This is a genomic window from Bacillus sp. SRB_8 (assembly GCF_003264205.1).
GTDB lineage: Bacteria > Bacillota > Bacilli > Bacillales > Bacillaceae_G > Bacillus_A > Bacillus_A mycoides.
Window position 1 is genome coordinate 121,999 of record NZ_NADT01000019.1, and the last position, 12,546, is coordinate 134,544.

Consider the following 12,546-nt stretch of genomic DNA (forward strand, 5'->3'; position numbering starts at 1 on the left):
AAGATTCTTACAAACGACGAATATATTTAGCGAACGTTATCATTATTAGTGTTGTTTTAACAATTCATTTAAAATACCTTTTAGTTCATTTTCGCCAATTTCATCTTTTTTCTTTATAGATTATTGATACAAAAAAAGAATCCTTATACTAAGGATTCTGCAACAGAAAATAACAAAAATATAAACAATAAAAAGAATTACTTAAAGTATAATTTATAGGCACTCTATATCCTTCTTTTTCGCACCAAAAACCCCTGTACAGCATGCGACAGGAGTTTAGGTCATTCTACAGCTTATTTAAAAGAGTCATGTACAGGCAAACTACTAAAAATCAATTCAGCAACTTTTACATATCCTTTTGAGTTTGGATGAATTAAATCCGTAGACCATAGCGTATTGTCATTAACTAAATGATGATTCCAAAAGTCAACATGATGAAGCTTATACTCTCTACTCAGTGAAAGTATAACTTCATTTGCCTCTAATAATTGTTCTTTTAATACTTGTTTTTTTTCAGAAGGAAATGGAAGCCTAACAGTAAAATCTGGAAGGTTTGCTATAATAATATCAGCACCTGCTTTACTTAATGTATCTATCATAAATTCCATATCGTTCTTATATGCATGATGATTCCAACGTCCTTTTAAAACATCGTTTGCACCTGCAATTAGACTAACCAAATCTGGATTAAAAGTTAATGCCTGTTCCAATTGCTGTGAGCGAATTTCTTTAGTTACTAACCCACGTTTTGCAAAATTAGCATATTTTAAATCATCTACACACAGTTGAACAAAATGATCTACCCAGCTTTTTAATGCTATTCCCTCAACTTCATCCCCTATCCCCTCTGTAAAACTATCACCAATCGCTACAAATCGCTTCCACATATATAGTCCCCCTTTTTTGTTATTCATATCTACACTATACAATAGCCCACAGCGTAATTGTTCTTCTTAAATGTTTTTCAATTTCAATTAAATTCCATAGGAGATTTTTCAAATGAGAAAGACAACTCGATTAAACTATTTCACATGAACAAAAACATGAAAATCTATGTTATCTTCTCGCAGAAATAGGTTGAGACCAACTATCTTTCCCACTATCATTTAAGCGTACTTGAAAAACATATATAGGTTGAGAAAAGCCTTTTGTATCAGCGTAGTAATCTATATTATAATCTGTAATGACTAATGTATCACCTGCTTTGAAAGATATTATAGGATCAAAGTCTCCTTGTTTTAGTTTTTGAAATACTTCTTTGGGAGACAGAATTTCGACATCTCGAATATGTGATTTTTTTGTAACTGGCTCATTGTCATTAGGCATTTTTGTAATTTCCTCTTTGTAAACAGGCATTTTATTACCTTCGTCTTTTAACTTTATTGATGTTTTTATAGTGACATCAGTCATGTCTGTTTTTGTAATGGGATCTAAAGGCATATTCCCAAATTCCTTCATTTGATACGAAATCATTATTCCAAGTGCAACAAAACTTACTGTAATCGGAAGAAATAAATATGTGATCATTTGTGTATCTGGTTCTTTTTTCTTCAACAATATAAGAACTATATTTAACATAGAATATCCTAGCATCATTCCTAAAGTATTATGAAGTAAATCGGCTAGTTCCATACTTCCACGTTGCATTATTAATTCAAGGATTTCAATCAATAAACTTGCTATAATTGAGCTGATTAACATCCATTTTGTTTTTTGAAAAACATTACTAAATAAAGGTAATAAAATTCCTAACGGAAAAAGCATACCTATATTCACAATGATGTGGAAAAAAGAAGAAAATGAAAAGGTATTCCATGCTTTTTTATAAACACTAAGTACATCAAAGTCAATTGTTCTTGCGAAAGTTATATCATCTGGACGACCAAATGAAGTGGCTGATAATACAAGGGAATAATATCCTATTATCAACATAAACAATATAACTTGTTGTACGGTAAATTCCCCCCCTCCTTTACATACCTTTTTGTATACTACAAAGTAGCTAAAAACAAAAATGAGCAGTAACAAGAATGTGAGTTGTATTGTAGGAATTGCAAAGGTAACAAGTAGTTCGGAAATAAAATTCATTTTACACCTCTGTTTTTACGAATAAAATATTCAATAGTTTTATATAACATTTTAGATATAGATAGCGATGTGTTGTTACCCCTAATAATTATTAATACAGAATTAAACCTGTATACATTGAGCATTTCTCCCTCCTGAAACCAGCTTTATTTGACCAAGCAGCTACAAGGAAACTAGCGTTTTACTAATTGTACTTTCGGCTATGTCTGGAAAAACGTTACGAAGATTCTCTTTAGTAAGAGGATTTTTGGAGTTAAGTATAAAATTAAAAATTTGTTCAATTTTAGTATATTTATATAGAATCCGTAATTGACCGATTCCTAATATACTTAGGAATCGGTCATATTCGTATATTTACTAAAGAAATAAAATTCCTTCAAGCATTACACTTTTTTTCGAAAATTTGTTGTTCTTTGTTTTGCCCAGTTGATACATTTCTTTTCAATTAAATGATACGAAACTATAGAAAAAAGTATTGTCATTGAAATACACAAAGCAAGAAGGAAAAAGATAGGTATCTTTGTATACAAAAGTTTAAATAGTACCATCATGATTGGAAAATGACACAAATAGATACTGTATGAAATTTCTCCTAAGTATACAAATACACTCTTATTTAAAAATGCTTTCACTTTTAGGTTACTCATGGCCATTATTATAAATATACTAACACCGATTACGACACCCCAATCTTTTAATAAGAAAGTAGTATCATTACGGGAAAAACCATAAATTAAAATGGAATATAAATATAGAATAATCCCTAATGCAATAAGAAATCCTTTATTAAATTTTTTCATATTCCTATATAAGTAGATAAGCTTTTCCTGATGCTTAAAAAGTAACATTCCAACCATAAACATCGATGTGAAATGCAGTGTATCGGCATAACCATTATAAAATCCCTCTGCTTTCCCTATATGCAACATATTAAGGAAAACACTAATTAAAGAAAAGCTCAAAGCAAATAGTATCGTTTTCTTCCAACTCAGTTTATAAAAAAGAAGGAATAACAAAGGAAACACAATAGATATACGCATTTCTTGAGCCAATGACCAGATAACTGGATTATAATTTTCCGTAAAAAAGTTATTAAGAAGCACAAAGTGGTTTATAATATCTATTTTTGTTATAGACCCTTGCCACCTATCATAGAACCAATCCCGTAGTCCAGCCACTTCATACGGCGAGAACAAAATAAATAAAGCAAAGGTAATGATTATCCAAAAATAATAAGGGATATAGATTCGTACAAATCGCTTAATTAAATATCCCCAATAATTTGTTTTTGAATGATAAAGTGCCATAGATAACACAAAACCACTTAGTACATAAAAAACGATTACAGCTTCCCCACCCGCCCATAAAAACCTAAGCGGGGAAAATTTAATAGAATTAGGCAACGATGGTAGCATTAAACAAAAATGTCCAAATACCACTGTCAGTGCCGCTAACCCTCGTATGGAATCTAATTCTTTTATTCTCTTACTCATAAAATGTTCTCCTTGTAAATTGTAGATTTTGCTGTTAATAAAGGCCACTATACTATTGTAGTGGGAGAATTATACATACTGTTTCTTTAAATTCCTAATATAAGCAGTACAAAGTCAATCTATGTGTCTGTATAAGGGAACTTTCTTATTTAGGCATAAGTTATATAATAATAGAAAGAAAAAAGAAATTTCATTCTATAAAATCGTATTGTCGTTTAGAAAACATTTTAAAACTGTTTTCTAACCCCTCGTTATAGTCTGTCTGTTTATCTGTCCATTGAACACCCTTATTTCCAGGCCACCCTGAGGTATTAGCAACATGTTTTAATAGTTCTTGTCCTTTTAAATTTTGCTGTAAACCACGGTTATATGCATTTTTCATATTAGATATTGCAATTCGAGTATTGGTTTCTGCATTTTTCAAATCTTCGTTCGTTAAATCTTTAGGTGCTAGTCCACCTCGATGAAGCTGAAACAGTCCAAATGATGTGCCCTGATCTCCAATTGCGTTTCGATCAAACTTACTTTCATGGAATGCAATAGATAAAGGAATCCATGGCGGTATACCATGCTCTATTGATATTTGTTGAATCGTGTCTCTTACTTTAACTCGGTTAGTATGATGGTCATATGCGTATTTTGTAAGATATAGCCCTCCTGTTAAAACTAAAATAAATACTCCACTTTTTATTAATGTCCCTCTCATCGACGTCACCTCAATTGTCAGTATCAAAGATTGTCACTAGTAATCCTATCTTTTGGGGATATTAACTCGTAATCATGTATCATCTTGTTATTGTTTGTTTCATTAATTACCGATTTTTAGGTGAAATTATTAGGGGGTTCCCTCCATATAACATTCGCTTTTATCACTTTCGGTACAATTTACTTTTGTATGGGAGAGCGTTTTCTCTGTATGGTACCGTACTTTTTTCTCGAATACCTTGCTTTTTTATTCGATTGAAATTAAAGAATAACTATATACATAGGGATAAACACTATAAAAAGATACTTAAATTTCTTTAAAAAATTCATTTTTCGGCCTCCATTTCTTTATATAATTAATTTAAAACAAAATATTTAATAAGAAGAAAAGATTTTATTAAATTTTTATAAAATTTAATAACAGGAATAAGTACCAGGTATTTATTTTTATTGTCACTTGATGGAATAATGAATGTGTTTTCATCATGTAACTTTATTAAACTAGCCTTGCACCAGAACCCTTTGAATCGAACAATTCATAATAAACGCCATCCTTTCTGTATATTTCTACAAAAAGAATAGCGTTTTTTGATTATATGGATACAAATTTATCTTAGCTTGATTGCAATACCGAAAGTTCCGAAGAACCAGATTTGAGAATTAATGCAATCTTCCATTCCAAGCCATCCACATAAGAATCTATAATACTTTGAAACCTTTTATTTCAGGCTAATATTTAGTTTTATCCTACAAAGTTAGCCTTTTACTATATCAACCGCACTATTCCACATACCGCTAAAGAAAGATCCTATTTCGCGCATAAAACGTGTAAACCAATTTGCTTGTTCTACTTCAGATTTTGTTACAAGGTCTACTTGTAATGATTTACCTGATAAGAACCCAGGATCTGTAATATCTTTAGGCGATATAATCATTTGACTAATTGTTACACCTTTTTTAATAGGCGCTTCTTGTTCTTTATTCGATACTTTAAATTCTTTTTTATAAACGTCTTTGTTGCCCTTTGGCATTGGAAGTGAAACAGCTTGCTTCGTTTGAACAACTATATCTTTGTCCTTTGCATTTGCTACTCGCACTGTTTCATGACCTTTTACTACTGAATCTTTTCCATAGACCTTCTTCACTTCAAAATTTGCAAATCCATAATCATATAATTTCTTTGTTTCATCAAAACGTGCTGTATGAGAGTTTGCTTTTATAACTACAGAGATTAGACGCATACCGTTTTTTTCTACTGTACCAGTAAAACAATCTCCGGCTTCTGGAGTAGTTCCTGTTTTTAACCCATCTACACCTTCGTATTGCTTAATTAAGCCTTTTAACATCCAGTTAAAGTTCGTCATATCAATCGGATACTTGCCACCCTTTTGGAATGTTTTTTTAGGGATTTTTGCTGTATCTAATATTTTCGGGAAATCTTGAATAAGACGTTGTGCTAAAATCGCACAATCTCTTGCGGACATTTTATTTTTCTCGTCTGGAGTTGTCCCTTCTGGGTGATGTCCTTTTAAATCATGGTTTGTTAAACCTGTAGAGTTTACAAATTTATAATTTTTCATTCCAAACTCTTTTGATTTATCGTTCATCATTTTCACGAAATTGACTTCTTTTCCAGCAATCTCTTCAGCTAAAGCAATTGTTGCACCGTTTGCAGAGTAGATTACCATTGCCTCATATAACTCTTTGACCGTATAAGAGCCACCATTTTCTAATGGAACGTTTGATAATGAGCGATCTTGCGAAATCTTATATGCATATTCAGAAATTTTAACTTTTTGATCCCATTTAAGTTTTCCTTTATCCACCGCTTCATGAACTAAGTATTCACTCATCATTTTTGTCATACTAGCAATTGCTAATGATTCATCTGCATTTTTTTGATATAAAATTTTCCCGGAATTTGCTTCTACTAAAATTGCTGATCCTGCTTCTACGTCTATAGCAGGAACTGTTTCCGCTGATGCTCTTCCAAATGTAACGGCCATGCTACAAAATAGTGTAAGCACTGTTACTATTGTAATAAATCTCTTGCAAAACATACTTTTCACTTCTGTTACCTCCAATATCTTTGTACTCAAAAAAACGTTATTTTAACATAATCCTCCAAAAAATAGACAGCGTTATCAAATTCTATATACATATAAGACATTAGAACCACTTTCATATAGACCATCTCATCCCACCCTTTTAGGCACACTGACACTTAGTGTTCCCACACATATCCCTCTTTTTAATACCTTTGTATTTTTCGAAATGATCTGTACTTTCATATCTTTTAGGATTACACTTAATAGACAATCTAAGTAATACATTTGTTCCACATTTAAAAAAAAATAAAACCAGTGTGCCCCGGTTGAATACCAAAACACACTGGTTGCTAAATTTACTATCGTCTCTTACATTATTCATATCAATGAACTTCCCCTTTATTCGATTAATCACTTTATAATAATAAATAAAATTAACTTATCAGTATCATTTCTACTATGAATGGCCTACTTGAATTATTAACTTAAGAAGTTTCTTAAGTTTAAAAAAAAGCTTATGGAACCTTTCATTCCATAAGCCATTCTATTTAATTGGATGTTCAACAATAAAGGACATCCAGCCTACTTTATATTCTGCATGTATATTACCATTATGAAGTTCAACAATTCTTTTTGAGATAGCGAGTCCCAGCCCATTTCCTTGATCATCTTTTCTTGCCTTATCACCCCTGAAAAACCTTTCAAATAATTTATTAGGATCGCTAACAGGCGGCTTCTCGACTTTATTTGATACTTTCAAAATTGCTTTGTTACCTATTAGTTCAAGACATATTGATAATTCGGATGGTTTCATGCTGTACTTTATCGCATTCATAAACAGATTTTCATAAACACGTACCATTTTTTCTACATCCATGAAAATAGGTATTGTTTCTTCCGTTATTGATTTTTGAACACTTAAACCTGCCTTTTCAAATATAGGAATATATTCTCCAACTATTTGCTCCAACAAGCCTGATAAATCAACTTCGTTAATGTTTAACTTAGCATCGATGTCTGATAAACGGGTGTACTCAAATAGTTCATCAATTAGATATTTCAATCTCTGTGATTTTAAATAAGTGGTTTCGAGATACTCCTGTAATTGTGCTTTACTGTCGTATTGCCCTCTTTTTAATAAATCTACATAGCCGATAATAGATGTCAACGGTGTGCGTAAGTCATGAGATACGTTGGTTATGAGTTCATTTTTTGTACGTTCCAATTGTCTTTCCTGTTCAAATGTATTCTCCAATTCCTTGGACATATAATTAATATTTTGAGCAAGATGAGTCAATTCATCCTTTCCCTCAATCCCAATTGTCAAACCCAGCTTTCCATTGGCAATATCATTAACACTATCAGAAATGAGCTTTAAATATATTATTTTCTTTCGAACCAATATCAAAAAAATGATTATAAAAGTAAAGATTGCTAACGCGAATATAAGAAATGTAAGCATATTATTTTCAAATGTACTAAGATCATCAAGATAGTGATTTAGATTTAATGGTATTATGACATATAGAAAAGTGAGGATTGTTAAACCAAACGAAACAAAAAAACTAACTGCAACAGCACCAAGAAGTTTTATAATTATCTTATTTCTAAAACTAACCTTCTTCATATTTTGTACCCAATTCCCCAAACAGTTTTAATATAAATTGGATGTTTAGAATCCTCTTCAATTTTGTCTCTTATTTTTGTAATATGCACCATGACAGTATTATCCGATTTATAAAAAGCATCTTTCCAAACTGCTTCATATATTTTTGCAACACTGAGAACAATTCCTTTGTTACGAGCAAGTAGTTTGAGTATATCGAACTCTTTTGGAGTTAGCCTTACTTCCGTTCCTCTTACCCATACTTGACGTGTATCTGTATTCACGGTTAAATCACCAATTTCTAAGATGCTTTTATTATTATCTGTATGCGTATTGTATTTTTTAAACCTTCTTAATTGGGATTTTACTCTAGCGATTAACTCCAACGGGTTAAACGGTTTTGATAAATAATCATCGGCACCAGACGCTAGCCCCTGAATTTTGTCTATATCCTCTGATTTTGCAGATAGCATGATAATAGGCATATTTCGTTCTTCCCTAATTTTCATACATGCTTCAATACCATCCATATTAGGCATCATAATATCCAAAATAATAAGATCGAACTTCTTTTCTTCTAACAATTTTAAAGCTTCAATAGCATCTTCTGCCTTTTGAGTTTTCAGACCTTCATTTTCCAAATAAACAGAGATAAGATTTCTAATCTCTTTATCATCATCAACAATAAGAATTTTTGACTCCATCATATTCCTCCACATTTTTCTCGTATTGAACAACTAAAGGCAAAAGCAGGTGGTACATTTCTATCCTCTCTTTAGTATATACTTGCAATTAAAAGCGCCAAAATAACATAATCGGTATAAAAGATAATGTCTTAAATATTGTTCAAAATTTTCTTTAGATCCATTTACAATTAATAAGTTTTCTTCTTCATTAAATTTAGCTTTTAATAAAAAACAATTGTTTTGAGATTCCTTCTTTTAATTAAATTTTTTTGATTACACCGGTAGTGTATATAACTTATAAAATGAAAAAAGAATCCTCTTCAATACGCTCTTTAAAGGAAATTCTTTTTCAAATCTTATTTTCTTTACTCGTTACTTATTTTCACCAGTTTTTCTCCTTGTTCTAAAAGTGTTTCATAGTCATTGTTCTCTTTAATTTCTTTGATTTTATTTTCAATTGTGGGCGTATTATTTATATTAAAGTACGTATTTAATACTTCATATGGTGTCTTTCCTTGTTTGGTTGCACTATCTTCAATAGCTTCTTTCCATGGAATATTTGCTTTGTCCATGCTTAATTCAAGGGCTGAACCAGTCTCATATCTCATATTCCGCTCTAAAAACCTTGGAGATTCTGCCTGTCCATTAGCAACGAAGTTGAACGCCTCCATAAAAGTAACATGATATGGCTTCTGTTTCTTTGCAAGTACCATAAGATTTCCACCAGTTAACTTACTATAACGATACTCTAAGTATCGTGCTGAACCTTCTATTGCTTCAGTTTTTGTTTCTCCAATTAATTGAGGCCATTTTTTATAGCGATAGTTACGTACAATTGTCCAATCATATAATGCCTGATTAATACTTTCTGAGTTCGTATCAATCATTGCTTTATCTAATAGCTTAAATTCTAATCCCATTAGCGCGTAATTTTCTTTATTAATCGGATATTCGTGAATAGACTCTCCATCATTTGCATCATATGTCCAATCTTTTTGTTTATAAGCATGAAAAGCTTCATGTAATAAGAAAGACGAAAAATCAAAATATAAATCTGGATTACTAAACATTTTAGGATAATATTTCAAATAAAACACATCCATATCGTTAATATTTATTATCCCAAAGTTCCAAGGAATCCAGGTAGAAATAGTTCTAAAATCAAAACGAGTTAAGCGATAGATTTTAGGTAGATGCAGAGAATTTGAGACTTTTATTTCCTTTGCAAAAATACTATTTTCTAATCCCGGTACATTAACTGCATAAGCTTCTTGTCTAAAGAATCCCCCGTCTTTATTACTACGTATCAGAACCAATGGCATTTTTTCGAAGCGATAATCTTCATTCCAAAGTTTATCACTCGATTCTTCGAAGCTCTTATAAATAGTAGATAATTCTTTTAACATGTTTTGATCCGTGTTATCTAAAGACTTAAACTCTGTATGATATGTTTTATTTAAAATTATGCTTCCCAACATAATTCCTATAAATATTACTAATAAGATTAAAATTACCTTTAAAAATTTTTTCAACATACACTCCTTTTCTAAAACGATAATCCTTATGATGAATAAGGTTTACAAGTTTTATGTTTATTAACACTCTATTGGTGCAGACCCAATTTTAAATAATAGCTATAATAAATACAATGAATACAAGATATTATTTTGATAATTATTCCATCCTATCAAAATTTTGATTATAGTTAACAATTAATATTGGATGATTATTCAATTTTATTGTAATGGGATAGTGCAAGAGTTCCTACAAATGAGGTTAAAGTAGTACTCAATGTAGGAACGATGCTATCTTGCCTCTTCATTTCCCTTCATTATTAAGATATAGAAAGAATAGTATTTTTCTCTTTTAATTGCTCATACATAACTTCTTGTAAGTTATACATGAAATGCGACCCCTACTTGTATTTACTTTTCTTCTAACACTTTCTGCCGCTCATTGCTGCATATTTGTATCTCAAATTCACTTTCTATTTTGCTTACATAGTATTTTTTCACTTCATCATACGGGGGCCAATTATGTTGATACTTAGTATACATAACATTATTACATTAATTTTCTTTCGGAAGTACAATTCCTTTATACAATTGAACTGTAATCAAGTAGTAAATCGAGTAAATCACTACAAAAATAACAATTGGTAACCAAATACGAAAGTACGGATCAATTAAAAGAGGGCCAAACATGTTCATACCAACTAATATGTGAGCAATACCCACAATTGCTGGGACTAAAAATACGAAGAATAACTCCTTATAAATCGATTGTATTAATAACTCCCGGCGAACACCGATTTTACGAAGCATTTGATAACGTGTATTATCTTTGGATGCACCAGATAGAATTTTAAACATTAAGCAACTCGCCATCATTGCTAAGAACGCAATTCCAACGAAGAAACCCATAAACATTAGTCCGCTGGCAAAACCATGATTCATATTATATGTTTGATACTTACTATCCAGTTCTTCCGCTTTCACATTTTTATATTTCGCTACCTGTAATTCATCAAGTTTTTTCCATTCTTTTATGTATGATCCAAAATCATCTGTCTTCCCAATAAACACCGTATTTTCTGTACCTTTCATACTATCATATATGTTTTGATCGACAATTTTCACTTTATGATCAGGATACATATATATTGGCTGGATTGTTTGGAAAGCGTCGCTCCATTGTTTTGGTTTCCCATCATCTTTACCCCATTGTCTTGACAATGCAAATGCATCCATGGGAATTTTCTCTGAAACTTTCAGCGTCTTCCCATTTTTTCTATCTTTTACTAAAGGACGATTTTTCTCTAAATCTTCTTTTATATAATAAACATACTTATCATCTACTTTGTAGCGATATTCAAGATTCTCTTGGAATAAGATACCACTCAAAATGTCCTTTTCTTCCGCTGTTGGATTATGAACTACCGAATCGTAAATTGTTCCTTTATCAGTCTGCTTTAGAACGTCGTTTTTAAATGCCAGACCACACGCAATTCCACCAGCGCCAAGAGCCACTAGAATTGCTACCGTTGCAAGCACATTTGTTAGGCCATTAATGCGGAAGTTTAATTGAGCAAAAGTAAAAGCATTAAGCCCTTTTTCACTACGTTTTTTATTACTCTTTAACTTTCTAATCATAACTGGGAGAAGTGATCCAAATAACATGTAAGTACTAACTGTTGCTGTGATTAATCCAAGAGCCATTAATTTAGGAACGGTTCCTAGATCTTTTTCATGTGGTATATAGATCAGTGATGCATAACCAATACCTAGCAAAATCAGACCAAGGAATGCAACTACAGCTGCCATTTTTCCTTTTACCGCGACATGCTCTGTTTGTGCATCTGCATGTACAAGTTGTAATACAGAAATACGTGATAATTTAATACTATTCATACTTGCTGATAGTACAAATAATGCAAAGAAGAAGATGCAAGTAACAACCATAGATGGAATGTACAAAGCTTTGTAACCTTCTCCAGTTAACTCCAATTGTTTCATTAATAACCGACCGATACCCTCTGCAAGTCCTACACCAACTACAATTCCGATTACAAGAGATGCGGCACCTAATACGATTGTTTCGATAAACATAAGTAAGGTAACTTTATGCTTTTTTGCTCCTAACATCATGTACATGCCAAACTCTTTTTGGCGAAGAGATAATAAGAAAGAGTTTGCATATAAAATATAAAAAAATGTTACAATTGCTAATAAAAAGGAACCAATGTGGAATATATATACAATAGGACCCACATGTGCATTAGATTCAAGGAACCCTTTATTTAGTGCTAGCGTTTGAAACATATAGAAAATTGAAATAGATACAATAAGACCAACAAGTAAGACAATATAATCTTGTAACTTACTTTTTAACCCTGACATGGAAAGTTTAAATAACATGCC

The 12,546-nt window shown here is 31.5% G+C and carries 9 protein-coding genes and 1 pseudogene; all 10 read right to left on the reverse strand.

Features of this window, described 5'->3' with window-relative positions; genetic code table 11:
* Positions 1-293: 293 nt before the first annotated feature.
* The 10 genes and pseudogenes from B5P40_RS16080 to B5P40_RS16125 all read right to left on the reverse strand — a co-directional run bounded on the left by B5P40_RS16080 (position 294) and on the right by B5P40_RS16125 (position 12,543).
* Positions 294-887: an SGNH/GDSL hydrolase family protein gene (locus B5P40_RS16080; RefSeq protein WP_002127450.1), complete on the reverse strand. Its 594-nt coding sequence runs from the start codon at positions 885-887 to the stop codon at positions 294-296.
* 169 nt (positions 888-1,056) lie between these two features.
* Positions 1,057-2,088 carry a VanZ family protein gene (locus tag B5P40_RS16085; RefSeq protein WP_113709447.1) on the reverse strand — a complete coding sequence of 344 codons (1,032 nt, stop codon included), beginning with the start codon at positions 2,086-2,088 and terminating at the stop codon, positions 1,057-1,059.
* Between the two features lie 162 nt (positions 2,089-2,250).
* Positions 2,251-2,382 (reverse strand): annotated as a pseudogene (locus B5P40_RS33475) (Fic family protein); the annotation flags it as partial.
* A gap of 89 nt (positions 2,383-2,471) precedes the next feature.
* Positions 2,472-3,629, reverse strand: coding sequence for an acyltransferase family protein (locus B5P40_RS16090; RefSeq protein ID WP_002032176.1), 1,158 nt, complete (start codon positions 3,627-3,629; stop codon positions 2,472-2,474).
* Between the two features lie 142 nt (positions 3,630-3,771).
* Positions 3,772-4,287 (reverse strand): transglycosylase SLT domain-containing protein, encoded by a 516-nt coding sequence (locus B5P40_RS16095; RefSeq protein WP_113709448.1) that lies wholly within the window; start codon positions 4,285-4,287, stop codon positions 3,772-3,774.
* 754 nt (positions 4,288-5,041) lie between these two features.
* Positions 5,042-6,355, reverse strand: coding sequence for a D-alanyl-D-alanine carboxypeptidase family protein (locus B5P40_RS16100; RefSeq protein WP_002185854.1), 1,314 nt, complete (start codon positions 6,353-6,355; stop codon positions 5,042-5,044).
* A gap of 523 nt (positions 6,356-6,878) precedes the next feature.
* Entirely contained in the window at positions 6,879-7,961 is a 1,083-nt protein-coding gene (locus tag B5P40_RS16110) for a sensor histidine kinase (RefSeq protein ID WP_016101995.1), read from the reverse strand.
* Entirely contained in the window at positions 7,958-8,644 is a 687-nt protein-coding gene (locus tag B5P40_RS16115) for a response regulator transcription factor (RefSeq protein ID WP_002085507.1), read from the reverse strand. The genes B5P40_RS16110 and B5P40_RS16115 overlap by 4 nt, the downstream gene beginning before the upstream one ends.
* 347 nt (positions 8,645-8,991) lie before the next feature.
* Positions 8,992-10,158, reverse strand: coding sequence for a hypothetical protein (locus tag B5P40_RS16120; RefSeq protein WP_002127439.1), 1,167 nt, complete (start codon positions 10,156-10,158; stop codon positions 8,992-8,994).
* A 537-nt stretch (positions 10,159-10,695) separates the two neighbouring features.
* Positions 10,696-12,543 carry an ABC transporter permease gene (locus B5P40_RS16125; protein ID WP_002168366.1) on the reverse strand — a complete coding sequence of 616 codons (1,848 nt, stop codon included), beginning with the start codon at positions 12,541-12,543 and terminating at the stop codon, positions 10,696-10,698.
* Positions 12,544-12,546: the final 3 nt, after the last annotated feature.

Bases quoted from the DNA above. Each gene is read 5' to 3' on its own strand.
- B5P40_RS16095 (WP_113709448.1), bottom strand. From the start codon at position 4,287: ATGAGAGGGACATTAATAAAAAGTGGAGTATTTATTTTAGTTTTAACA.
- B5P40_RS16110 (WP_016101995.1), bottom strand. From the start codon at position 7,961: ATGAAGAAGGTTAGTTTTAGAAATAAGATAATTATAAAACTTCTTGGT.
- B5P40_RS16080 (WP_002127450.1), bottom strand. From the start codon at position 887: ATGTGGAAGCGATTTGTAGCGATTGGTGATAGTTTTACAGAGGGGATA.
- B5P40_RS16085 (WP_113709447.1), bottom strand. From the start codon at position 2,088: ATGAATTTTATTTCCGAACTACTTGTTACCTTTGCAATTCCTACAATA.
- B5P40_RS16115 (WP_002085507.1), bottom strand. From the start codon at position 8,644: ATGGAGTCAAAAATTCTTATTGTTGATGATGATAAAGAGATTAGAAAT.
- B5P40_RS16125 (WP_002168366.1), bottom strand. From the start codon at position 12,543: ATGTTATTTAAACTTTCCATGTCAGGGTTAAAAAGTAAGTTACAAGAT.